At 71.9% G+C, this 23,576-nt stretch carries 25 protein-coding genes; 14 read left to right on the top strand and 11 right to left on the bottom strand.

All coding sequences use genetic code 11. The features are described 5' to 3' along the window. Positions 1-43: 43 nt before the first annotated feature. The 6 genes from ACIRPK_RS03670 to ACIRPK_RS03645 form a co-directional block, all read right to left on the bottom strand. Positions 44-1,507, bottom strand: coding sequence for a nucleobase:cation symporter-2 family protein (locus ACIRPK_RS03670; RefSeq protein WP_403032372.1), 1,464 nt, complete (start codon positions 1,505-1,507; stop codon positions 44-46). A 251-nt stretch (positions 1,508-1,758) separates the two neighbouring features. After that, positions 1,759-2,673: a factor-independent urate hydroxylase gene (gene pucL, locus ACIRPK_RS03665; RefSeq protein WP_403032370.1), complete on the bottom strand. Its 915-nt coding sequence runs from the start codon at positions 2,671-2,673 to the stop codon at positions 1,759-1,761. A 30-nt stretch (positions 2,674-2,703) separates the two neighbouring features. Then, positions 2,704-3,039: a hydroxyisourate hydrolase gene (uraH, locus tag ACIRPK_RS03660; RefSeq protein WP_403032366.1), complete on the bottom strand. Its 336-nt coding sequence runs from the start codon at positions 3,037-3,039 to the stop codon at positions 2,704-2,706. A 48-nt stretch (positions 3,040-3,087) separates the two neighbouring features. Next, positions 3,088-3,591 carry a 2-oxo-4-hydroxy-4-carboxy-5-ureidoimidazoline decarboxylase gene (uraD, locus tag ACIRPK_RS03655; RefSeq protein ID WP_403032364.1) on the bottom strand — a complete coding sequence of 168 codons (504 nt, stop codon included), beginning with the start codon at positions 3,589-3,591 and terminating at the stop codon, positions 3,088-3,090. A gap of 216 nt (positions 3,592-3,807) precedes the next feature. Next, a complete protein-coding gene (locus tag ACIRPK_RS03650) occupies positions 3,808-4,188 on the bottom strand; it encodes a helix-turn-helix domain-containing protein (RefSeq protein WP_403032361.1) in 381 nt (126 codons plus the stop codon). Next, on the bottom strand, positions 4,185-4,466 hold the full coding sequence (locus ACIRPK_RS03645) for a thiamine-binding protein (RefSeq protein WP_403032358.1): 282 nt from the start codon (positions 4,464-4,466) through the stop codon (positions 4,185-4,187). The genes ACIRPK_RS03650 and ACIRPK_RS03645 overlap by 4 nt, the downstream gene beginning before the upstream one ends. A 159-nt stretch (positions 4,467-4,625) precedes the next feature. Between ACIRPK_RS03645 and ACIRPK_RS03640 the strand changes: the two genes are divergently transcribed. From ACIRPK_RS03640 to ACIRPK_RS03575, 14 genes are all read left to right on the top strand, one after another. Next, entirely contained in the window at positions 4,626-5,480 is an 855-nt protein-coding gene (locus ACIRPK_RS03640; RefSeq protein ID WP_403032355.1) for a TIM barrel protein, read from the top strand. 62 nt (positions 5,481-5,542) lie between these two features. Continuing rightward, a complete protein-coding gene (locus ACIRPK_RS03635; protein ID WP_403032352.1) occupies positions 5,543-6,436 on the top strand; it encodes a 2-hydroxy-3-oxopropionate reductase in 894 nt (297 codons plus the stop codon). 593 nt (positions 6,437-7,029) lie between these two features. Beyond that, complete coding sequence (locus tag ACIRPK_RS03630; protein WP_403032349.1) at positions 7,030-8,154, top strand: glycerate kinase; 1,125 nt, start codon at positions 7,030-7,032, stop codon at positions 8,152-8,154. A gap of 145 nt (positions 8,155-8,299) precedes the next feature. Beyond that, entirely contained in the window at positions 8,300-9,664 is a 1,365-nt protein-coding gene (gene allB / locus ACIRPK_RS03625; RefSeq protein ID WP_403032347.1) for an allantoinase AllB, read from the top strand. Between the two features lie 10 nt (positions 9,665-9,674). Continuing rightward, positions 9,675-10,940 (top strand): allantoicase, encoded by a 1,266-nt coding sequence (gene alc, locus ACIRPK_RS03620; RefSeq protein WP_403032344.1) that lies wholly within the window; start codon positions 9,675-9,677, stop codon positions 10,938-10,940. A gap of 65 nt (positions 10,941-11,005) precedes the next feature. After that, on the top strand, positions 11,006-12,466 hold the full coding sequence (locus ACIRPK_RS03615) for a catalase (protein ID WP_403032341.1): 1,461 nt from the start codon (positions 11,006-11,008) through the stop codon (positions 12,464-12,466). Between the two features lie 194 nt (positions 12,467-12,660). Then, a complete protein-coding gene (locus ACIRPK_RS03610; RefSeq protein ID WP_403032751.1) occupies positions 12,661-13,425 on the top strand; it encodes an IclR family transcriptional regulator in 765 nt (254 codons plus the stop codon). 121 nt (positions 13,426-13,546) lie between these two features. Beyond that, entirely contained in the window at positions 13,547-14,443 is an 897-nt protein-coding gene (locus tag ACIRPK_RS03605; RefSeq protein ID WP_403032339.1) for a metal-dependent hydrolase, read from the top strand. A 165-nt stretch (positions 14,444-14,608) separates the two neighbouring features. Beyond that, positions 14,609-15,682, top strand: coding sequence for a PDR/VanB family oxidoreductase (locus tag ACIRPK_RS03600; RefSeq protein WP_403032337.1), 1,074 nt, complete (start codon positions 14,609-14,611; stop codon positions 15,680-15,682). A gap of 3 nt (positions 15,683-15,685) precedes the next feature. Then, positions 15,686-16,519: a M24 family metallopeptidase gene (locus ACIRPK_RS03595; RefSeq protein WP_403032335.1), complete on the top strand. Its 834-nt coding sequence runs from the start codon at positions 15,686-15,688 to the stop codon at positions 16,517-16,519. Further along, positions 16,516-18,225 carry an SDR family oxidoreductase gene (locus ACIRPK_RS03590; RefSeq protein ID WP_403032332.1) on the top strand — a complete coding sequence of 570 codons (1,710 nt, stop codon included), beginning with the start codon at positions 16,516-16,518 and terminating at the stop codon, positions 18,223-18,225. The genes ACIRPK_RS03595 and ACIRPK_RS03590 overlap by 4 nt, the downstream gene beginning before the upstream one ends. Before the next feature lie 82 nt (positions 18,226-18,307). Then, positions 18,308-18,517 (top strand): cold-shock protein, encoded by a 210-nt coding sequence (locus tag ACIRPK_RS03585; protein ID WP_403032329.1) that lies wholly within the window; start codon positions 18,308-18,310, stop codon positions 18,515-18,517. Positions 18,518-18,523: 6 nt separating this feature from the next. Continuing rightward, the gene (locus tag ACIRPK_RS03580) at positions 18,524-19,141 is read left to right on the top strand and encodes a LysE family translocator (RefSeq protein WP_403032326.1); all 618 of its coding nucleotides are present in this window, start codon (positions 18,524-18,526) and stop codon (positions 19,139-19,141) included. A 56-nt stretch (positions 19,142-19,197) separates the two neighbouring features. After that, entirely contained in the window at positions 19,198-19,671 is a 474-nt protein-coding gene (locus ACIRPK_RS03575; protein WP_403032323.1) for a DUF1203 domain-containing protein, read from the top strand. Here the strand turns inward: ACIRPK_RS03575 and ACIRPK_RS03570 are convergent. The 5 genes from ACIRPK_RS03570 to ACIRPK_RS03550 all read right to left on the bottom strand — a co-directional run bounded on the left by ACIRPK_RS03570 (position 19,668) and on the right by ACIRPK_RS03550 (position 23,553). After that, the gene (locus tag ACIRPK_RS03570) at positions 19,668-20,105 is read right to left on the bottom strand and encodes a type II toxin-antitoxin system VapC family toxin (protein WP_403032320.1); all 438 of its coding nucleotides are present in this window, start codon (positions 20,103-20,105) and stop codon (positions 19,668-19,670) included. The two genes, ACIRPK_RS03575 and ACIRPK_RS03570, sit on opposite strands and share 4 nt — an antisense overlap. Beyond that, positions 20,102-20,356 carry a CopG family transcriptional regulator gene (locus ACIRPK_RS03565; RefSeq protein ID WP_403032317.1) on the bottom strand — a complete coding sequence of 85 codons (255 nt, stop codon included), beginning with the start codon at positions 20,354-20,356 and terminating at the stop codon, positions 20,102-20,104. The genes ACIRPK_RS03570 and ACIRPK_RS03565 overlap by 4 nt, the downstream gene beginning before the upstream one ends. A 53-nt stretch (positions 20,357-20,409) precedes the next feature. After that, positions 20,410-20,703, bottom strand: a complete 294-nt coding sequence (locus ACIRPK_RS03560) for a hypothetical protein (RefSeq protein WP_403032314.1) — start codon at positions 20,701-20,703, stop codon at positions 20,410-20,412. A gap of 110 nt (positions 20,704-20,813) precedes the next feature. Continuing rightward, the gene (locus tag ACIRPK_RS03555; RefSeq protein WP_403032311.1) at positions 20,814-21,986 is read right to left on the bottom strand and encodes an XdhC family protein; all 1,173 of its coding nucleotides are present in this window, start codon (positions 21,984-21,986) and stop codon (positions 20,814-20,816) included. 85 nt (positions 21,987-22,071) lie between these two features. Continuing rightward, entirely contained in the window at positions 22,072-23,553 is a 1,482-nt protein-coding gene (locus tag ACIRPK_RS03550) for an NCS2 family permease (RefSeq protein ID WP_403032309.1), read from the bottom strand. Between the last annotated feature and the right edge of the window lie 23 nt (positions 23,554-23,576).

The raw sequence follows: 23,576 nt of genomic DNA, 5'->3' as shown, positions 1-23,576 counted from the left end.
GAGGGGAAAGGGCGCGCGGTGAGCGGAGCGCGCCCCTTCCCGGTCAGGACGGTGTCGCCGTTGGCACCGTCGCACCGGTGGCACCGCCGGATGGGGCTTGGCGGTTGGCACCGACGTGGTGGAAGAGCAGGTTGAGCAGGACGGCCAGCACGCAGCCGGCCGAGATGCCGGAGTGCATCAGCGTGCGGACGGCCTCCGGGAAGGCGTCGTAGAAGGTCGGGGCCGCGATCGGGATGATGCCGACCCCGAGCGAGACCGAGACCAGGATGGTGTTGGCGCTGGAGTTCATCCCCGCCTCGGCCAGGGTCCGGATGCCGCTCGCCGCGACCGTGCCGAAGAGCACGATCCCGGCGCCGCCCAGGACGGGCGAGGGCACCAGCGAGACCAGCGAGCCGAGCACCGGGAAGAGCCCGAGCAGGATCAGGATGCCGCCGCCGGCCGCGACCACGAACCGGCTGCGGATGTTGGTCAGTGCCACCAGCCCGATGTTCTGGGCGAAGGCGCTGGCCGCGAAGCCGTTGAAGACCGGGCTGATCGCGGTGGCCAGACCGTCCGCCCGCAGGCCGGCGGCGAGGGTCTGCTCGTCGGCCTCGCGGTCGACGATCCGGCCCAGGGCCAGCATGTCGGCGGTGGACTCGGTCATCGACACGATCATCACGATGCAGATCGAGACGATCGCGGTGAGCTCGAAGACCGGGGCCCCGAAGTGGAACGGGGAGGGCAGTGCGAAGACCTCGGCCTGGGAGACCGGCCCGAAGTCGGCCAGCCCGAGCGGGAAGGCCAGCGCGGTGCCGACGGCCAGCCCGACGAGCAGGGAGAGCTGCTGCCAGAAGCCCCGGAGCAGTTTGTTGCAGAGCACCACCGCGGTGAGGGTGAACGCGGCGAGGCCGATGGCCTTCATGGAGCCGTACCCGGGGGCGGCGGGTGAACCGCCGCGCGCCCAGTTGACCGCGACCGGCAGCAGGGACACCCCGATGAGGGTGATCACGGTGCCCTGGATGACCGGCGGGAAGAATCGGATCAGCTTGCAGAAGTACGGTGCCGCGAGGAAGCACAGGAGCCCCGCGACGATCACCGCGCCGAAGATCACCGGCAGGGCCTGGTCGGGCCCGTGCTCCTTGGCGATCGCCAGCATCGGTGCGACCCCGGCGAACGAGACGCCGTTCACGAACGGCAGCCGGGCACCGATTTTCCAGATCCCCAGGGTCTGGAGCAGGGTGGCCAGTCCTGCGGTGAACAGGCTGGCCGAGATGAGCAGGGCGAGCTCGGTGGGGGACAGGCCCACACCGGCACCGACGATGAGCGGGGGCGCGACCACGCCCGCGTACATCGCGGCGACGTGCTGGAGTCCGGTGGTGAAGAGTTTCACCGGCGGCAGCAGCTCGTCGACCGGGTGGACCGAGCGGCCTTCCGGTGTGTCGGGGAGGATGGTTGACACACCATCAGGCCGTCTCGGCCCGTCCGGGGTTGAACCGCCGTCTGTGGTTCGGTTAGAGCTGGTTGCCATGTCGAGCTCCTCTAGCGCTCGTGGCTCCCGGCGCGCCCGCGGCGCTGGAGCTGCCCCGGAGGCGGGACGGCGGTGCAAGGGTCCTCCGGGCGATTTCTCCAGCTCCCCGGGCCGGCCGCCGTGAGGCGAGCACGATCTCCGGTAGGTGGGGGTGGAGAAACGGGTGGTGCGGGTGGTGCAGACCGTCCGGCACGGTCCGGTTTGGCGAGACCGGTGGGTGCAGCGGTGCTGGACGGGGTCCATGGGGTGGGTCAGGCGACCGGGATGACCGGGACGACGCCCTCGCGGTGCACGGTGCCCTCGATCAGGCCGTACATCCGGTCGGCGGCGTAGTAGACCTCGTTCTCGTTCTTGAGACCGAAGGGCGACAGGTCGACCAGGAAGTGGTGCTTGTTGGGGAGTTCGAGCCGGACCTCGTCCACCTCGGCCCGGTTGTTCAGCACCCGGGTCCCCATCGAGTGCAGGGTCTGCTGCAGCGAGTACGAGTAGGTCTCGGCGAACGCCTCCAGCAGGTGCCGGCGGATGTGCTGGTAGGAGCGGTTCCAGTTCGGCTGGGCCTCGCCCTCGGCACCGCTGAAGCCGTACTTCCAACGGGCCGTCACCTGGGTGGCCAGGATGCGGTCGTACGCCTCCTGGAGGGTGGTGTACTTGTCCTTGATGTAGCCCCAGAACTCCGAGTTGGTGGAGTTCAGCACGGTCAGGTCCTTGAGACCGGAGACGACCTGGACGGTGGTGCCGTCGTAGGTGATCTCGCTGGTCCGTACCTCGCCGCCGTTGCGGACGAAGGAGTGGCCGACCTCCTCGGAACCGATGAAGCGCGCCGAGCTGTCCGGCGTCCTGATCCGGTCCCAGGTGTACTCCTCGATCCGGATCCGGGCCCGGTGGATCGGCTCGTTGTTGTCGACGAAGTGCTTCGCCAGCGTGATGCCGAAGGCCTCCGCCGACTCGATGCCGTACTCCTTGGCGAAGGCGTACACCGTGTTCTTGGTGGTGTCGGTGGGCAGGCAGTTGGCGTTCGAGCCGGTGAGGTGGACGTCGTCGAGGTCACCGGAGAGGGCGACCGAGACGTTCAGGTCCTTGATCTCGTGGCGGGTCGAGTCACGGTAGACCCGGACGATGCGGTTCTCCGCCTTGCCGTACTGGTTCTGGCCGAGCACGTGGGCCATGACATGGCTCCTAAGGGTTCCAGCGGCCTACTAGCTTCCGCGGTAGACCGAGTATCCGAACGGGTTGAGCAGCAACGGCACGTGGTAGTGGTGCTGCGCGGGCGCGACCGTGAAGACGATCGAGACCTCGGGGAAGAACGGCGGCTCGGCGGACTTCTTCGCGTAGTACGAAGCGGTGTCGAAGAGCAGCCGGACGACCGAGCCCGCCTCCGCGGCCGGCAGGTCCTTGGCCCGGCCGTCGGAGTCCGTGGCGGAGGTGCCGAGCACCTGCCAGCCACCCTCGGTGTGCAGTGCGAGCTCGACCGGGATGCCCTCGGCCGGGCGGCCGAGGCTGGTGTCGAGCACGTGCGTGGAGATGCCAGTCATGGGTTGAATGACCTTACTGATGGCAGGAATTGACCGGTCGACAGCGGCTCAGGCCGGGTCGAACAGCCGGTTGACCCGGATTTCGTTGATCTTGCGCAGCTCGCCCCGGACGATCTCCGCCTCGGTGGCGGCGTCGTGCGGGAAGCGCTCGCGCAGCGCGGCGAGCATGGTGCCGGCGGTGCGGCCGGTGGCGCAGATCAGGAACACGTGGCCGAACTTCGCCTCGTAGGCGGCGTTCGCCTCGTGCAGCTCGTCCAGGAGTGCGGAGTCGACTCCCTGGATGCCGGCCTGCTCGCGCTCGGAGGTGGCGTCGCCCGTCTTGGGCTTGCCGATCCGGGCGTGGCCGGCCATCGCGTCGGTGAGGTCCTGGACCGTCAGCTTCGCCATCGCCGCCTCGTTGGCGGCCAACAGCTCGGCCCGGTCGGACCAGGGCCGGGTCTCCGCGACGGCGGCGGCCCAGCTGGGGCTGGAGCAGATCTCCAGCAGTGTCTCCGTCAGCTCGGCGGCGGGGATCGCCGAGAGAGCGTCAGGAGTGGTGGGAAGGTTGGTCACGGGTGGACCTCCTGAAGAGTGGTGCCACCCGCAAAAGCTAGATCCGCCACCACCGGTCGTCAACACTTTGTTGAACTGTTGGTGGTTACGTTTTGAGACCAGGCCCCTGACCGGCCGTTTTGGTGTGCGATTCGCCAATCGTGCCCGACGGTGCGGGTCGGACAGACTGGGGCACATCGCTCGGCCGCACCGGTGAACGGTGCGGGCCCGACCGGGTCAGCCGGTCTTCGTGCCGTCCTGCCGGTTGAGGTAGTTGTACACCGTGAACCGGCTGACGCCGAGCGCCGAGGCCACCGTCTCCACCCCGTGGCGGACGGTGAACGCGCCGCGCTCCTCCAGGAGGGCGACCACGCGCTGCTTCTCCCAGCGGTCCAGCTCGGCCAGCGGACGGCCGTCGAACTGACGGGCCATCTCGGCCAGCAGCCGGTCCAGGGCACTGCTCAGGTGCGGGAGCCGGACGGCGACCGCCGCCTGGCCGTCCCACTCCAGCAGCACGTCGTCGGCCCGGGCCTCGTCGATCGAGACCTGGGTCGCGCCGACGGCCTCCAGCAGCGGCTTTATCGCCGCGGCGAGCGGGTGTTCCAGGGCGTCGCTCACGGGTTACCCACTCCTTCCGGGGTGTTGTCGTCCGTCTTGTCCTGGTCGAGCAGGGTCACCTGCAGGGAGATCTGGGTCGCGCCCGCGTCCAGGCTCTCCCGCAGCAGCCTGGTCACCGCGGCGAGCACCAGCTCGCCCCGGCCCTCGGCCTCGGTCCCGAACGGCCCGACCGCGACGGTCAGGCCGGCCTCGTCGACCGCCTGCCGGGCGGCCACCGCGTGGTCCGGGAACGTGTCCAGCTCGAACGGCTCTGTCGTGAACTCCACCTTCAATCGCACCTGCTCACTGTAGCGATCAGGGGTGGAGGGGGAAGGGGTCGGTCTTCAACAAATTGTTGCGGCGGTCTTGACGGTCCCTCGGATCGCGAGGCATGCTTCCACCAAGCAGAATCCCTCTTCCGGATTGTGGAAGTTGGATGGTTCGGAAGAGAGTGAAAGGTGATTGACGTGACTGCCGCTTCCCAGCACGCGTTCCTGAACGGACGCGTCACGGTCAACCTGTCGATCCTGTTCGGCGAGCTCCCGCTCCTGGAGCGCCCCGCCGCCGCCGCGGCCGCCGGCTTCACCGCCGCCGAGCTGTGGTGGCCGTTCGGCGAGGACCACACCCCGTCGGACGCCGAGCAGGACGCGCTCCGCAAGGCCTTCACCGACGCGGGCGTCCGGCTCACCGGCCTCAACTTCCTGGACGACCTGACCAAGGGCGCCCGGGGCACCCTCTCCGTACCGGCCGAGAGCGAGCGGTTCCGGGAGAACATCCCGGTGGCCGTCGCGCTCGCCGAGTCGCTCGGCACCGGGGCGCTCAACGCGCTCTACGGCAACCGGGTGGAGGGCGTCCCCGCCGCCGAGCAGGACGAGCTCGCGCTGGAGAACCTCGTCCTCGCCGCGCAGGCCGCCCACGCGATCGGCGCCGTGCTGCTGATCGAGACCCTCAACAAGGCCGAGTCCCCGGACTACGCGCTGGTCACCGCCGAGGCCGCGATCGCCGTCGTCGACCGGGTGAACGCGGCCACCGGCCTGGGCAACGCGAAGTTCCTCTGCGACCTCTACCACCTGGCCCGTAACGGCGAGGACCTGGCGGCCGTGATCGCCACCCACGCCGACAAGATCGGCCACGTGCAGATCGCCGACACCCCGGCCCGCAACGAGCCGGGCACCGGCGAGCTGGACTTCGAGGACCTCTTCGCCCGCCTCGCCGCCGCCGGCTACACCGGCCGGGTCGGCCTCGAGTACCGCCCGGCGAACGGCGTCAGCGCCGACAGCTTCGAGTGGCTCCCGCGCGAGTACCGCGCCTAGTTCCTCCCCTGGTGAGGCACTTGAGCCACCCCCACCCCTCCAAGTACGAAGGAACGCGACGCATGAGCGCCTCCCGCAAGATCGCCTTCATCGGCCTCGGCATCATGGGCAGCCCGATGGCCGCCAACCTGGTGAAGGCCGGCCACACCGTCACCGGCTTCAACCTCCAGCAGCCCGCGATCGACGCCCTGGTGGCGGCCGGTGGCAAGGGCGCGACCTCGATCGCCGACGCGGTGAAGGACGCCGAGATCGTGATCACCATGGTCCCGGCCGACCCGCAGGTCGAGCAGGTCGTCCTCGGCGAGGACGGCGTGCTGGCGAACGTGGCCGAGGGCACCCTGGTCATCGACATGTCCAGCATCACCCCGCAGACCTCGATCAAGGTCGAGGCCGCCGCCAGGCCCAAGGGCATCCGCACCCTGGACGCCCCGGTCTCCGGTGGCGAGGCCGGCGCGATCGAGGCCGTGCTCTCCATCATGGTCGGTGGCGACGCGGCCGACTTCGCCGAGGCGAAGCCGATCCTGGACGCACTCGGCACCACGGTCATCCACGTCGGCCCGGCCGGCGCCGGCCAGACCGTGAAGGCCGCCAACCAGCTGATCGTGGCCGTCAACATCCAGGTGCTGGCCGAGGCCGTGGTCTTCCTGGAGAACGCGGGCGTCGACCTCCCCGCCGCGCTCGACGTGCTCGGCGGCGGTCTGGCCGGTTCGACCGTGCTGAACCGCAAGAAGGCCAACATGATCGACCGTCAGTTCGCGCCGGGCTTCCGGATCGACCTGCACCACAAGGACATGGGCATCGTCACCGACGCCGCCCGTGCCGTCGGTGCGGCCCTCCCGGTCGGCGCGGTGGTGGCCCAGCTGGTCGCCTCCGCCCGCGCCAACGGCGACGGTTCGCTGGACCACTCGGCCCTGCTCCGGGGCGTCGAGCGCCTCTCGGGCCGCGAGGTCAAGTAACAGGCTCCTCCTGGTGGCGTGTACCTGTCCGGTCGTGCCCGCGCCACCAGGAGGTCAAGTCCGGTCGGCAGGAGGGCCGGGGCTCATACCGCCCCCTGTCGGCCGTCCCAAACCGGTGACCCACGCACCTACCCTCCCGGGTGCACTTCGGTCGTGCTCGCGCGGGTCACCCGGCCCCCTCCCTCGCCGAGGGGAGCCTCTCGTACGTCGGAAGCGGGACGAGAGGAACGGCGGGGAGGGGGCGCACCCCGTTACTTTTTCGCACCTGCTCGACCGCCTACGGTCCAGGGGCTCGGGGCTGTGCTTTCGGCAGGTGCTCAGCCCGCTACGGAGTCAGTGGCTCGGGGAACTGCGACGCCGGCCTCGGGAAAGGTGATCGTCGCGTAGCTGGTCAGGCACTTTCGCCGTGACCCGAACGCCAGATCTCCTCGCAGTTCCCCGAGCCCCTGGGTGGTAGACCGCTGAGCGCCTGCAAACACCGCAGCCCCGAGCCCCTGGACAGTGCAACCTCGGGACCTGCAAAAGGCTGAGCCCTCCTGCCGAGAGCAGAGTCCTGCGAAAAGCTGAAGCACCACACGGAAAGAGGCCACCTCATGGGTCACGTCGTTGTCGCCCCCGACAAGTTCAAGGGGACGCTGGAGGGTGCCGAGGTCGCCGCCCGGATCGCGGCCGGCATCCGCCGGGTCGCCCCGGGCGTCGAGATCCGTGAGCTCCCGGTCGCCGACGGCGGCGAGGGCACCTTGGCCGCCGCGCTGGCCGCAGGCTTCAGGCGGGTCGCCGTGAAGGTGGCCGGTCCGACCGGTCTGCCGGTGGACGCCGCGATCGCGCTGCGCGGCGACACCGCCGTGGTCGAGCTGGCGCAGTCCTCCGGGCTGGCCAGGCTCCCCGGCGGCCGGACGGCCCCGCTCGCGGCGGGCTCCTACGGCGTCGGCCAGCTGATCGCACGCGCCGTCGGCCTCGGTGCCAAGCGGATCGTGCTCGGTCTGGGCGGTAGCGCCTGCACCGACGGCGGTGCGGGCATGGTGCAGGCGCTCGGTGTCGGCCTGTACGACGGCGACGGCAGCGAGCTGGCGCCCGGCGGTGCCGCGCTGCGCAAGCTGGCCAGGATCGACCTCGGGTCGCTCGCCGACAGCCTGACCGGGGTCGAGGTGGTGGTGGCCTGCGACGTGGACAACCCGTTGCTCGGCACCCGAGGTGCGACCGCCGTCTACGGCCCGCAGAAGGGTGCGGACGGCGACGACCTGCTGATTCTCGAAGAGGGCCTGACCCGTTGGGCGGACGTGGTCCGCGACAGCACGGGCCGGGACTTCCGGAACGCTCCCGGCGCCGGGGCCGCAGGCGGGGTCGGCTTCGCCGCCCTCGCGCTGCTGGGCGCCACCATGCGGCCCGGCATCGAGCTCCTGCTCGAACTGCTGGGCTTCGACGAGGCCGTGCGTGGGGCACGCCTCGTCGTTACCGGCGAGGGTTGCCTGGACGCGCAGACGCTCCACGGCAAGGCCCCCGCCGGCGTCGCTGCGGCGGCCACCCGGGCGGGGGTTCGGGTGGCCGCCGTCGCCGGACGGCTGGAACTCTCGGAGGACCAGTGGCGGGCGGCGGGCTTCGTGGCGGCGTACGCGCTGACCGACCTGGCCGAGCAGCCGGGCGACAGCATGACCAAGGCGGGCGAGCTGGCCGAGGTGGCCGGCGAGCGGGTCGCGGCCGACCTGCTGCAGTCCTGACTCATCGTACTTTCCTACATTGACGTTTTGTTGAAGGCGGGCCTAGGCTCCGAGCAATCGCAGCTGACGATTCGGTGAACGGGCCCCAACTGCCCAGCGCGCCTTCGGCCTACCCCCACTCGTACTCTCGGTTCGGAGGTCCCAGATGCCCCTCAGTGCGACGCCCGCGACCACGGCGGTGATCCGTTCCCGCCGGGTGGTCCTGCCGGACGGCGAGCGTCCCGCTGACGTGCTGATCCGGGACGGCAGGATCGAGCAGATCGCCGAGTACGGTGCGGTGCCGGTCGGTGACCGGCACCTGACCGACCTCGGTGACACCGCGCTGCTGCCCGGTCTGGTCGACACCCACGTGCACGTCAACGAGCCCGGCCGGACCGAGTGGGAGGGCTTCGCCACCGCCACCCGGGCGGCCGCCGCCGGCGGGGTCACCACCGTCATCGACATGCCGCTGAACTCCGTCCCGCCCACCACCACGGTGGCCGGCCTGGCCGCCAAGCGGAAGGTCGCCGAGGGTCAGGCCTGGGTCGACCTCGGGTTCTGGGGCGGGGCGATCCCCGGCAACGTCGCGGACCTCGAATCGCTGCACCGGGAGGGCGTGTTCGGCTTCAAGAGCTTCCTCGCCCCGTCCGGGGTGGACGAGTTCCCGCACGTCGAGCAGGCCGACCTGGAGGCGGCGCTGGCCGAGCAGGCCAGGATCGGCGCGCTGGCGATCATCCACGCCGAGGACCCGGCCGTGCTGGAGGCCGCCCCGCAGCAGCCGGGCGTGCACTACCGCGACTTCCTGGCCTCCCGCCCCGACGACGCCGAGGCGGCGGCGGTGGCCCGGCTGCTGGACACCGCCCGCCGGACCGGCGCCCGGGTGCACATCCTGCACGTCTCCTCGGCCGCCGTGCTGCCGCTGCTGCGGCAGGCCCGCGCGGACGGCGTCCGGGTGACCGCCGAGACCTGCCCGCACTACCTCACGCTGGCGGCGGAGGAGGTGCCGGACGGCGACACCGCGTTCAAGTGCTGTCCGCCGATCCGGGACGAGTCCAACCGGGACCAGCTCTGGGCGGCGCTCGCCGCCGGGGAGTTCGTCGCCGTGGTCTCCGACCACTCGCCCTCCACCCCGGACCTGAAGCTGCTGCAGAAGTACGGCGGCAGCGGCGACTTCGCCGCCGCCTGGGGCGGGATCGCCTCGCTCCAGATCGGTCTGCCGGCCATCTGGACCGAGGCCCGCAGGCGCGGCCACTCGCTGGGCGACGTGGTGCGCTGGATGAGCAGCGGCCCGGCCTCGCTGGTCGGCCTGACCGGCACCAAGGGCGCCATCGCGGTCGGCTGCGACGCCGACCTGGTGGCCTTCGACCCGGACGCCGACTTCGCCGTGCACGCCGAGGACCTGCACCACCGCAACCCCGTCACGCCGTACGCGGGGAAGACCCTCACCGGCTCCGTCCGGACCACCTGGCTGCGCGGCCGGGTGGTGGACGTCGACGCCGAGCCGTTCGGCCGTCAGATCACTCGAAACTAAGGAGACTCAATTGAGTACCAGTCAGACCCCGAGCGCTCCGTTCACCGAGCTGGTCGACCTGGCCTCCCGCCTGCTGGGCGCCGGTGTGGTCGCCACCAACGAGGACACCTTCGCCGACGCGGAGAACCTGCTGGTCGCCAAGCCCGCCGAGTTCCGCCCGCACACCTTCGGCCACAAGGGCCAGATCATGGACGGCTGGGAGTCCAAGCGCCGCCGTGGCGTCTCGGCCGAGCAGCCGCACCCGACCGACGACGACCACGACTGGGCGATCGTCCGGCTCGGCGTGGCCGGCGTGATCCGGGGCGTGGTGGTGGACACCGCGTACTTCACCGGCAACTACCCGGAGACCGGCTCGGTCCAGGGTGCCTCGGTCCCCGGCCACCCGTCGCCGGCCGAGCTGGACGCGGCGGAGTGGGTCGACCTGGTGCCGCGGACCGCTCTCCAGGGCAACACCGCGCACGAGTTCGAGGTCACCGACCCGACCCGGTACACCCACGTCCGGCTGAACATCTGGCCCGACGGCGGCGTGGCCCGGCTGCGGGTGCACGGCGAAGTGCTGCCTGACCCGCGCGAGCTGGACGGCCTCTCCTTCGACCTGGCCGCCCAGGAGTTCGGCGGCGTGGCCGAGGCCGCCTCGGACCGTTACTTCTCCTCCCCGCACAACCTGAACTCTCCGGGCCGCGCCTCCGTCATGGGCGACGGCTGGGAGACCCGGCGTCGGCGCGACAAGGCCAACGACTGGGTACAGATCGCCCTGGCCGGGGGCGGCGAGGTCCTGGCCGCCGAGGTGGACACGTCCTACTTCGTCGCCAACGCCCCTGGCTGGGCCGACCTGGTCGGCTACGACGCGACCGACGGTGGCGGCCCCGGCGAGGACGCCGACGGCTGGTTCGAGCTGCTGCCCCGGACCCGGCTCCAGCCGGACACCCGGCACCGCTTCCGGCTCGCCGCCGGACGGACCGTCACCCACGTACGGATCAACGTCTACCCGGACGGCGGCCTGGCCCGCCTGCGGCTGACCGGCAAGCTGACCGAGGCCGGCCGGGCCGCCCTCGCGCTGCGCTGGTTCAACGCCGTCCCGGCCACCGAGGCGGCCACCGCGCTGACCGAGGCCGGCCTCACCCCGGCGGAGGCCACCGAGCTGACCGCCGCCCGCCCGCTCGCGGACGCCGCCGCGACCACCGCCGCGGTCGCTGCCCTGCAGCCGACCGACGGCCCCGACGGCGAGCAGTCCTCCCGCCGCCGCTCGGCCATCTGGCGCCTGCTCGGCGTCTGAGAGGCCGGCCCGGACAGCCTGCCGACCTCTCACCCCTCCGCCCCGCGTACTACTGAAGGACCGTCATGTCGCAGATCCTGACCACCGAGTCCGGCGCCCCGATCGCCGACAACCAGAACTCCGCCTCGGCCGGCGAGTACGGCCCGCTGCTGATCCAGGACCAGCAGCTGCTGGAGAAGCTGGCCCGCTTCAACCGGGAGCGCATCCCGGAGCGCGTCGTGCACGCCCGCGGCTCCGGCGCCTACGGCTACTTCGAGGTCACCGACGAGGTCTCGCAGTACACCCACGCGGACTTCCTCGCCGAGGTCGGCAAGCGCACCGAGGTCTTCCTGCGGTTCTCCACGGTGGCGGGCAACCTCGGCTCCAGCGACGCGGTCCGCGACCCGCGCGGCTTCGCGCTGAAGTTCTACACCGCGCAGGGCAACTACGACCTGGTCGGCAACAACACCCCGGTGTTCTTCATCAAGGACCCGATCAAGTTCCCCGACTTCATCCACTCGCAGAAGCGCGACCCGTTCACCGGCGTCCAGGAAGCCGACAACGTCTGGGACTTCTGGGCCCACTCGCCGGCCTCCACCCACCAGATCACCTGGCTGTTCGGCGACCGCGGCATCCCGGCCTCGTACCGCCACATGAACGGCTACGGCTCGCACACCTACCAGTGGGTCAACGCCCAGGGCGAGGCGTTCTGGGTCAAGTACCACTTCAAGACCAACCAGGGCATCCGCTCGCTGGACGGCGGCCAGTCGGCCGAGGTGCTCGGTGCGGACGCCGACAGCCACCAGCGTGACCTGCACCAGGCGATCGAGCGGGGCGTGTTCCCGTCCTGGACCCTGTACGTGCAGCTGATGCCGGTCGCCGAGGCGGCGGACTACCGCTTCAACCCGTTCGACCTGACCAAGGTCTGGCCGCACGCCGACTACCCGCTGGTCAAGGTCGGCCGCCTGGTGCTGAACAAGAACCCGGAGAACGTCTTCGCGGACGTGGAGCAGTCGGCCTTCTCGCCGAACAACTTCGTCCCCGGCATCGGCCCCTCCCCGGACAAGATGCTCCAGGGCCGGCTGTTCGCCTACGCCGACGCCCAGCGCTACCGCCTCGGGGTCAACCACACCCTGCTCGCGGTGAACGCCCCGAAGGCCACCGTAGCCGCCAACTACGGCCGGGACGGCCTGTCGGCGGTCAACGCGGCCGGCCGTGGCAAGAACTACGAGCCCAACTCGTACGACGGCCCGGCGCAGACCGACCGCCCGCTGGCCGCCCCGGTCCGGCTGGACGGCCACACCGGGACGTACACCACCCCGGCGCACACCAAGGACGACGACTTCTTCCAGGCCGGTGAGCTCTACCGCCTGATGTCGGACGGCGAGAAGTCCCGTCTGATCGACAACATCGCGGGCTTCCTGGCCCAGGTCAGCCGCGACGACATCGTCGAGAAGAACCTCGCCCACTTCCACGCGGCCGACGAGGAGTACGGCGCCCGCCTGGCGGCCGCCGTCGCCAAGCTCCGCGCGGGCAACGACAACTGACCAGCAGTTCGACCAACCCTCACCGTCCGGCCGGGCCTCCACCCGGTCGGACGGCCGACGGGCCTCTCCCCCCAGGGCAGTGGGGGAGGGGCCCGTTCCGGCGTTCGGCGGGGGCCGGGTGCCGACTCGGGCCGGTGGAGCGGCGTCCGGGTGGCTACGCTGGACCGATGGGCAGGGACGGGGAAGGGGACGCCATGTCGGTACGGGGGCAGGGGGCTTCGGTCTCGGCCGGGCCCTTCGGGGTGATGCGGCGGGCGCTGCGGGTGCTGGAGACGGTGGACCGCCACCCGGGCGGGGTGCCGGAGCCGGTGCTGGCCCGGGAGTTGGGGCTGCCCCGGGTGGTGGTCCGGGAGCTGGCCGAGTCGCTGGAGCAGGAGGGGTACCTCGCGCTGGAGGGCGGGCTCTGGGTGCTGGGCGGCGCGTTCGCGGTGCTCGGGCAGCAGAGCCGGGAGCAGCTGGTCCGGGCCCGGATGGAGCACCGGCTGGCCGAGCTGCGGGACGAGCTGGGCGCGGCGGTGTACTTCAGCCGGTACCACGACGGGGAGTTGACGGTCGAGGCGGTCTCGGCGGCGGAGCACGCCCCGGCGGTCCGCGAGTGGGTCGACTTCCGGGCCACCGCGCATGCCAGCGCGATCGGCAAGTGCCTGCTCAGCCAGCTCGACCACGACGGCCGCCGGGACCACCTCGCCCGGCACCCGGTGGCCCGGCTGACCGCCCGCACCATCACCGACCAGCAGCAGCTGATGCACCGGCTGGAGTGCCAGCCCGCGACGGTGCCGGTGCTGGACATCCAGGAGTACGCGCTCGGCACGGTCTGCGCGGCCGTCCCGGTGACGGCCGGCAGCACGGTGGGCTGCCTGGCCACCTCGCTGCCGGTCGGTCAGGTGCACCGGCTGCGGGCGGCGGCCGAGCTGCTGGCCGAGCGGGCGGCGCCGCTGATGCTGGCGATGGCGGTCTGAGCTCCGGCGCACTCTATTAGACACGATGTCGATAAGAACGGTCGAACCTCTTGTGGGCGCCCGTACCCGCGAGTAGGTTGCCTGGAGTCGAGCCGCCCACCCCTCGGCCAGGAGGTCCGCCATGCCGCCCCGCCCCGTTGTGCCCCCCGCCGTCCACGACAGCCTGGTGCTGGAGCCCCGCGACGTCCGCTTCGACTGGTCGTGGCTGCCGCTGCACTGGATCCCGGACGAGCCGATGGCCACCCACACGGTCAACGTCCTGCACCTGCTGCTGCCCGAGGGCGAGCGCTGGTTCGTCGAGGTCTTCAAGGACGCGCTGCCGCTGATCACCGACGACCAGCTCCGCGAGGAGGTGCTCGGCTTCATCGGCCAGGAGGCGATCCACGCCGAGGCGCACCAGGAGGTGCTGGACCACCTGCTCGGCCAGGGCCTCGACCCCCGCCCGTACGTCCGGCAGGTCACCTGGCTGTTCCGCCGGGTGCTCGGCAAGCGGCCCGGCCTGACGCCCGCCCAGCAGCGGGAGAACCTGATCGAGCGGGTCGCCTTCGTGGCGGCGATCGAGCACTTCACCGCCTTCCTCGGCAACTGGGCGCTCAACTCGCCCGGCCTGGACCGGGCCGAGGCCGACCCGACCATGCTCGACCTGCTGCGCTGGCACGGCGCGGAGGAGGTCGAGCACCGCAGCGTCGCCTTCGACCTGATGGTCCATCTGGACCCGGGCTACCTGCGGCGGCTGCGCGGCATGCTGGTCTCCGGGCCCACCCTGATCCACCTCTGGATCCGCGGCGTGCGCTTCCTGCTCGCCGCCGACCCCAGCCTGGACGGCTCGGTGAAGCCCACCTGGCGCGAGGCCCAGCGGATCGCCCGCCGGGGCCTGCTCCCCGAACCCTCCCGGATGGCCCGCTCGGCGCTCCGCTACTTCCGCCCCGGCTACCACCCCACCCAGGAGGGCTCCTCCAGCCAGGCCCTCAGCTACCTGGCCGGCTCCCCGGCCGCCCGGGCAGCAGCATCTCGCTGAACGGCAACCACCTACGGACCCAGGGGCGCGGGGAACTGCGAGGAGATCTGGCGCCGGGGTCACTGCGAAAGTGCCTGGCCCCGCACATCCGTTGAACGCTCCTGAGGTGGGCGTCGCCGTTCCCCGAGCCCCTGTCTTCCGCACGTCACTTTTGGAGCTGCCCGGATGGACCTCGAAGCGTTGCCGCCGGATCTGTACGGCCGCCCCAAGCCGGACGGCTTCCTGCGGCGGATGACCGCCTTCGCCGAATGGTACGACCCGAAGATGGGGCGGCCCGGGCTGCGTCGGAGCCCGCGCCGGCCGAGCCCGCGGCCGACGCCGCCGCTGCAGCTGGTGGTCACCGTGCACCGCCCGGTGGCCGAGGGCGTGGTGGAGCTGCGGCTCGGCGACCCCGGGGGAAGCCCGCTGCCGGTCTGGCAGCCGGGGGCGCGGATCGAGCTGACGCTGCCGTCCGGCCTGGTGCGGCACTACTCGCTGTGCGGCGACCCCGCCGACCGGAGCAGCTACCGGATCGCGGTCCGGCTGCTGCCGGAGGGCGGTGGCGGTTCGGCCGAGATCCACCGGCGGCTGCACCCGGGGGTCCGGCTGACCGCCCGCCGGCCCCGGAACGGCTTCGCGTTCTGCGCCGAGCCGGCCGTGCTGCTGCTGGCCGGCGGGATCGGTGTCACCCCGCTGCTGCCGATGGCCCGGCAGGCCCAACACCTGGGCCTGGATTGGCGGTTGGTACACGTCGGGCGCAGCGCCGAGTCGATGCCGTTCACCGAGGAGCTGCGCGCACTGGACCCGTCCAGGGTCGAGTTCCGGACCGAACTCACCCCGGCCGCCGAGCTGTTGGCCCGGGCCCCGCGCGGTGCGGCGGTGTACTGCTGCGGCCCGGCCCCGATGCTGGCGGCCGTCCAGCAGGCGTACGACCCGGCCGTGGCCCGGGCGCTGCACTTCGAGCGGTTCGGTGCCGCGCCGATCCTGGACGGCGAGCAGTTCACCGTCCGACTCGGTTCCGAAGGACCGCAGTTGACCGTACCGGCGGACCGCTCCGCGCTGGACGTGCTGCGCGAGGTCCGCCCCGAGCTGCCGTACTCCTGTCACCAGGGCTTCTGCGGCACCTGCAAGGTGCGGCTCACCAGTGGGACGCCCGCCCACCGCGACCGCCGGCTCACCGAGGAGGACCGGGCCGCCGGCGCGTTCCTGCCCTGCGTCTCCCGGGCCGCCGAGGGCGAGACCCTGGTACTGGAGGTCTGACTGATGACGTTCCCCTTCACCGAGCACGACCTGACCCGGTTCCGGGAGACCCAGCAGCTCGCGTACCACTGTGCCGAGCAGGTGGCGGCCTGGATCGAGCCCGGGGTGACGGAGCGCCAGGCCACCGGCAAGCTGCGCAGGTGCCTGGTCGCGGCGGGGGTGCAGGACTTCTTCCACGTGCCGTTCGCCTGGTTCGGCGACCGGACGGCGTTCCGGCACTTCCACACCCCGCTGCAGTTCTTCGCGGGCAGCCGGCGGCTGGAGGAGGGGATGCCGTACGTGCTGGACTGCGCCCCCGTGGTGGACGGCTACACCGCCGACATCGGCTACGGCGGCAAGGTCGGCGAGAACCCGATCTGGGACAAGCTGGCCGGTGACCTCAAGGTCTACCGGGAGCTGATCCTGCGCGAGGTGCGGGCCCGGAAGCCGCTGGACGAGATCTACACCGCCGTGGACGCCCAGATCGCCGCGCACGGCTACGACAACCGGCACCGGGTCTACCCCGGCCGGGTGATCGGCCATCAGGTGACCCGGATGACCGCCCGAGGCCCGGCCGGGGTGAACCTGTTCGGCTTCGGGGTGCGGACCATCCAGACGCTCGGCCGGGAGCTGATCAGCGAGCGGCTGCACGGCCGGTCGCCGCTCTGGGCCGACGGCCGGGCCTCCCGGCACGCGCCGACGCCGGGGATCTGGGCGGTCGAGCCGCACATCGGCTTCCGCGAGGTCGGCATCAAGTTCGAGGAACTGCTGGTCGTGACGGACGACGACGCCTACTGGCTCGACGACGACCTGCCGCACGTCCGCCGCTGGACCACCACCGAGGGAGCTGCCCGATGATCAGCCGCCGCACCGTCGACTCCGGCGGCCTGCCGCTCGCCGTCTTCGAGCAGGGCGACCCCGCCCACCCCACCGTGATCCTGGTGCACGGGTACCCCGACACCCACGTGGTCTGGGACGACGTCGCCGCGGACCTGGCCGTCGACCACCACGTGGTCCGCTACGACGTGCGCGGTGCGGGGGAGTCCGGCGTCCCGGCGAACCGGGACGGCTACCGGCTGCCGCTGCTCGGCGCCGACCTGTTCGCGGTCGCCGACGCGGTCAGCCCCGACGCAGCGGTGCACGTGGTCGCGCACGACTGGGGCTCGGTGCAGTCGTGGGAGGCGGTCACCGAGCCCGGCGCCGAGCAGCGGCTCGCCTCGTACACCACGATGTCCGGCCCCTGCCTGGACCACCTGGGCTTCTGGATGCGCAAGCGGTTCCGCCGCCCGACCCCCCGTCACCTGCGGCAGTTGCTGGTGCAGGGCGCGCACTCCTGGTACATCACCGCCTTCCACCTGCCGCTGCTGGCGCCCGCCACCTGGAAGCTCTGGCTGGCCAAGTCCTGGCCCCGGGTGCTGCACGACCTGGAGGCGGTCAACCCGCGCCCCGGGCACCCGCAGGCCACCCTGAAGCAGGACGCCGTGCGCGGGATCGAGCTGTACCGGGCCAACATGCGGCCGGTGATCCGCAACCCGCGCGAGCGCTACACCGAGGTCCCCGTCCAGCTGCTCACGCTGAGCCGGGACCACTACGTCAACGAGTTCCTCTCCGAGGGGCTGGAGCACTGGGTGCCCCGGCTGACCCGGCGGACCGTCAACGGCACCCACTGGTCGGCCCTGCTGGAGCACGGCCCGGTGGTGGCCTCGCACGTCCGGGCCTTCGTCGGGTCGGTCTCCGAAGGCTCCGAGCCCGAGGCGGTCGGCGAGCTGGTGGTGGTCACCGGCGCGGGCAGCGGCATCGGCCGGGCCACCGCGCTGGCCTTCGCCGCCGAGGGGGCCCGGGTGGTGGTCTGCGACCTGGACCTGGAATCCGCCGTCCGCACCGCCGAGCTGTGCACCCTGAGCGGCGGCACCGGCCACGCGTACCAGCTGGACGTCAGCGACGGCGCGTCCTTCGACGCCTTCGCCCAGCAGATCGCCGCCGAGCACGGCGTCCCCGACGTGCTGGTCAACAACGCCGGCATCGGCCACTCCGGCACCTTCCTGCAGACCACCGAGAAGGAGTGGCAGCGGGTCCTGGACGTCAACCTCTGGGGCGTCATCCACGGCTGCCGGGCCTTCGGCACCCTGATGGCCGAGCGCGGCCACGGCGGACACATCGTCAACCTGGCCTCGGCCGCCGCCTACCTGCCCTCCAAGGCACTGGCCGCGTACGCCACCAGCAAGGCCGCCGTCCGGATGCTCTCCGACTGCCTGCGCGCCGAACTGGCCTCTTCGGGCATCGGCGTCTCGGCGATCTGCCCCGGCCTGGTCAACACCAACATCACCAGGACCTCGACGTTCTCCGCCACCACCGCCGACGAGCAGGCCGCCAAGCAGGCCCGGGCCTCGAAGCTGTACGCCCGGCGGAACTTCCCGCCGGAGAAGGTCGCCACCGAGATCCTGAAGGCCGTCCGCACCGGCAAGGCGGTGGTCCCGGTGACGGCGGAGGCCAAGGGCGCCTACTTCCTCAGCCGGTTCGCCCCGGGACTGCTCCGCCTGGCCGCCCGCCTGAACGTCACCTGAGGGCGTGTCAGAACACTCCCGGGGACGGGGCGTTTGGTACTCCTGGTCAGGTACCGAACGCCCCACCCCGAGGAGTCGTCAGATGGCCACCGGCACCGTGCAGACCTTCCACGCCGACCACGGGTACGGGACGATCGTCCCCGACGGGGGCGGCCCCGAACTGACCTTCTACTACGACTCGATCCTGGTCGAGGGCCTGGACCGGGCACTGCCCGACGGGCAGAAGGTGTCGTACGAGGAGACCGTGCAGGAGGACCGGCCGGTCGCGGAGCAGGTCCGCCCGCTAGGGTGACCCGGCATGGGGATATCCACGGCAGTCTGGTCCTTCGCCCTGGTGGTCGGCCTGCTCACGCTGACGCCCGGGCTGGACACCGCGCTGATCCTGCGGACCGCCGCGCTCGGTGAGCGGGCCAGGGCCTGGGGCGTGGTCCTCGGCATCGGCACCGGCACGATGGTCTGGGGCACCCTCAGCTCACTCGGCGTCAGCGCCCTGCTCACCGCCTCCCACCTGGCGTACGAGACGCTGCGCTGGGCCGGGGTGGCGTACCTGCTCTGGATGGGCCTCCAGCTGCTGCGCGGCAGCGGACCGGCCGGCCCCGAACCGGAGGTCGGCGGCGGTGGCTTCCTGGCCGGCTGGCGCCGGGGCGCGCTCACCAATCTGCTCAACCCGAAGGTCGGCGTCTTCTACGTCGCCGTCCTGCCGCAGTTCATCCCGGCCGGGGCGCCGCACCTGCCGATGGGGATCCTGCTGACCTCGGTCCATGTCGCGGAGGGACTGCTCTGGTCCACCGTGCTGGTCGCGTTCGCCCGCGCGGTACGGGGCTGGCTGCGCCGGCCGGCCGCCCGCAAGGTGCTGGACCGGCTGACCGGTCTGGTGGTGGTCGGCTTCGGCCTGCGGCTGGCCACCACCGACTGAACGCGACGTCGCGAATCCGCCGGTCCCGCCGGGCCGGCGGCGGCAGGCTGGCGGCCATGAGGCTGCTGATCAACCCCATCGACCCCGCCACCTGCGCCCGGCTGCGCGAGCTGGACGACGCGGGCCGCCCGCCGGTCGAGTCGGTCGACGCCACCGGCGGCGCCCCGCTGCGCTGCTGCCTCACCCGGGCCTGCCCCGGCGACCGGATCGCCCTGGTCTCGTACGCCCCGCTCACCCGCTGGGCCGCCGAGACCGGCGCCGACCCCGGCCCGTACGACGAGCGCGGCCCGGTCTTCATCCACGCCACCCCCTGCGTCGGCCCCGCCGACGGTTGGCCCAGCACCCTGCACACCGGCCCCCGGGTGCTGCGCGCCTACAGCCCCGAGGGCCACATCCTGGGCGGCCGCCTGGTCCGGCCGACCGAGGCCGAGTCCGCCGCCGCCGAGCTGCTCACCGACCCGGAGGTGGCCGTGCTGCACGTCCGGGCCGTCGAGTTCGGCTGCTTCATGCACGAGGTCCGCGGGGGCTAGAGATCGTGCGGCAGGATGCGGAATGCCTGATGGGTGGTCAGCGGACGGATCGCTCGGAAGTCGCGCTGATCGAGGGTCAGCACGCAGTCGGTGCGGAACTCGGCGGCGAGCGCGACGTTGACCGCGTCGGCCAGATCCAGGCGCAGGTCGGCGTGGCGGAGGCGGACGGCCTGGGCGGTGTCCAGGGTGTCGGCGGTGATCTCCGGGAGCACCGCCCGTCCGGCCCGGACCCAGCGGCGGATGTCGTCGACGGCCGAGTGAGCGGCCTGCGGCCCGAGGATCCGGCGGGCCAGGTGGTCGAGTTCGGCCAGCAGTACGGGGGAGACGACCAGCGTCCCGGCCGTGCGCAGCACGTCCCGGGCGGCGTTGCCGAGCGGGTGGGTGGAGTCCAGGGCGGCGAGCAGGCCGGAGGTGTCGGCCACCACGACGATCACTCGTGGCCGGCCTTCTTGGTCGCCTCGTACGCGCGGGCCCGCTCGGCCCAGACATCCTCGGCGCTGAGCGAGCCGCCACTCGGATAGGTGGAGCTGAAGAACGGCTCGTCCCAGACCCGGTTGGCCATCGCCGCGAGGTGGATCGCCTCCCGGATGATCTCCGCTTCCGCTATCCCCCGGCGGGCGGCGGCTGCCTTGATGACGGCCAGGTCCTCGGACTCCGCGTAGACCGTGGTGCGCTTGAGTGCCATGGACGTATGGTACTGCCGACATACGTCACCGGGCGGGGTTCCGAGGGCCGGGCTCAGCTGCCGTTGAGGGTGCGCAGGCCCTTGGCCAGGTCGTCGGCGTTCATGCAGGGGGTGATGGTGACCTCGGCGTTGAGTTCCCAGAGCGGTTCCAGGTAGGGGACCAGGGAGGACTCGGCGGGGAGGTCGGCGAAGAGGTAGGCGCAGCGGCGGCCGGCCGTGGGGGCGAAGTAGGCGGCCTCGGGCTTGAGGGTGGCCATCACGCCTTCGAGGGCCTTGGGCATGGTGCCGTCGGTCATCAGCCGGTTGGCGGTCGCGGTGTCGAACTCGACCTGGATGAGGGTGCGCATGGTCCTGGCACCTTTCGTCACCTGGAGGTGGTGACGGGTCGGCGGGTGATGTCGGCTCGTCCTTGCACACCAGCGTCTCGCGTGCCATCGGGCGGCGCCATCCGGGTGAGTCAGGCGGCGGTGGCCTCGGGCTTCCCGGCGGCGCGGGCCAGGTCGTGGTGGATCGGTCCGTCGCCGGCCGAGAGCGGGAGGCAGGAGCCGCCGCGGCGGTGCGCGACGATCTCGGCGGCGACCGAGACGGCGGTCTCCTCGGGGGTGCGGGCACCGAGGTCGAGGCCGATCGGGGAGCGCAGGCGGCCGATCTCGGCGTCGGTCAGACCGACCTCGCGGAGCCGGGCGTTGCGGTCGCGGTGGGTCTTCCGGGAGCCCATCGCGCCGACGAAGGCGAGCGGCAGCCGCAGGGCGCGCTCCAGCAGCGGGATGTCGAACTTGGCGTCGTGGGTCAGCACGCACAGCACGGTCCGGCCGTCGACGGCGGCGAGCTGGGACTCCAGGTAGCGGTGCGGCCAGTCGACCACCACCTCGTCCGCCTCGGGGAAGCGCCGGGCGGTGGCGAAGACCGGGCGGGCGTCGCAGACGGTGACCCGGTAGCCGAGGAACCTGCCGATCCGCACCACGGCGGCGGCGAAGTCGATCGCACCGAAGACGATCATCCGGGGCGCGGGCACGTACGACTCGATGAAGAAGGTGACGCTGCCCTGGTCGGCGTCGTCGCAGGGGCGGCCGTCCAGGCCGAGTACCAGCTGTCCGGTGCGGCCCGCGTCCAGCATGGCCCGCGCCTCGGCGACGGCGGCGCGCTCCAGCGCGAAGGTCGTCGAGGGGGCCGGGGTGAGCGAGCCGTGGTGGGTGTCGGCGGTGACCGCCACGGTGGCGCCGAGCAGGGCGGCCGGGCCGGCCACGATCCGGGCCAGGGCGACCGGGGTGCCGGAGGCGATGTAGGTGATGCCCGCGTCGAGCGCGGGGTCGGTGCCGGGGACGACCGGCTGGACGAAGACGTCCAGGATGCCGCCGCAGGTGAGGCCGACCGCGAAGGCGTCCTCGTCGCTGTAGCCGAAGCGTTCGAGCACCGGGGTGCCGGAGGCGATCGCCTCCCGGCAGAGCTCGTACACCGCGCCCTCGACGCAGCCGCCGGAGACCGAGCCGATCGCCTCGCCGGCCGCGTCCACCGCGAGCGCCGCCCCCGGGTCGCGCGGTGCGCTGCCGGAGACGCCGACCACGGTGGCCACGGCGAAGGAGCGCCCGGAGGAGTGCCAGGCCAGCAACTGCTCGGCGATGTCCTGCATTTCGGGGGCTCCCAACGGAAGAAGAGGGGGTGGAACGGGGGCGGCCGCTGTGCGAGGGCTGACCCCCCGCACAGCGGCTCCGGTACTAGTGAACTCCCAGCCACGCCTTGATCGGGGTCAGGGCGAAGTAGATCAGGAAGACACCGGTGAGGATCCACATCAGCGGACCGGGCTCGCGCCACTTGCCGCGACCCGCCTTGATCACGCAGTAGGTGATCACACCGGCCGCGACACCCGCGGTGATGCTGTAGGTGAACGGCATCAGGACGCAGGTGAGGAAGGCCGGGATGGCCACCTCGCGGTCGGACCAGTCGATGTGCCGGGCCTGACTCATCATCATGGAGCCGATCACCACCAGCGCGGCCGAGGCCACCTGGACCGGCACCATGCCCGCGAGCGGGGTGAAGAACAGCATCAGGGTGAAGACACCGCCGGTGACCACCGAGGCCAGACCGGTCCTGGCACCTTCGCCGACACCGGTCGCGGACTCGACGAAGACGGTCTGCCCGGAGGCACCCGCCACCCCGCCGATGGCGCCGCCGGCGCCGTCCACGAAGAGCGCCTTGCTCAGACCGGGCATCCGGCCCTGCTTGTCGGCCAGACCGGCCTCGGTGCCGACGCCGATGATGGTGGCCATCGCGTCGAAGAAGCCGGCCAGCACCAGGGTGAAGACGGCGACCGAGGCGGAGATGGCGCCCATGCCCTGGCTGCCGAAGGCACCGAACAGGTCGACGTGGCCGAACAGGCCGAAGTCGGGGGCGTCCACCGGGCTGCCGGGCCACTTGGGCACCTGCAGGCCCCAGACCTTGTCGTCCAGGCCGGCCGCCGCGTTCACGACGAAGGCGATCGCGGTGCCGGTGGCGAGGCCGATCAGGATCGCGCCCCGGGTGTTGCGGACCAGCAGCACGAAGATGGTCAGCAGGGTGATCGAGAAGATCAGCACGGGCCAGCCGGACAGCTCACCGGTGGGGCCGAGCGAGAGCAGCGGGCCCTTGCCCTGGTAGACGAAGCCCGCCTTGGCCAGACCGATCAGGGCGATGAACAGGCCGATGCCTATGGTGATCGCGTGCTTGATCGGCAGCGGGATGCCGTTCATGATCTTCTCGCGCAGACCGGAGACCACCAGCAGCACGATGGCCAGACCGTAGATCACGCAGAGGCCGAACGCCTGCTCCCAGGTGGTGTGCGGGACGACGATCGCGGAGATCGCGCCGGAGACCGAGAGTCCGGCCGCCGCGGCCAGCGGGACGTTGCCGACCACGCCGAGCAGGATCGTGGTCACGGCGGCCGCGAGCGCGGTGGCCGTGGTGAGCTGCGCGTGGTCCAGGTGCACGCCGTTCTTGTCGGCGCCGCCGAGCAGGATCGGGTTGAGCAGCAGGATGTAGGCCATCGCCATGAAGGTGGTGAGGCCACCGCGGAGCTCGTTGCCGAAGGTGGAGCCGCGCGCCGAGATCTTGAAGTAGGCGTCCAGCTTGTTCTTCGGCGGGTTTGCCTCGGACGGCGTGAGGGAGTCGTCCGTGGCGGGTCTGTCGTCAGTGGTGCCGGGCTCCGTGGAGATCCGGGTCATGTCCACTCCCAAGGTTCAAAGGG

The organism is Kitasatospora sp. NPDC101801, assembly GCF_044766665.1.
Lineage (GTDB): Bacteria > Actinomycetota > Actinomycetes > Streptomycetales > Streptomycetaceae > Kitasatospora.
This window is presented reverse-complemented; position numbering and strand designations above follow the sequence as displayed.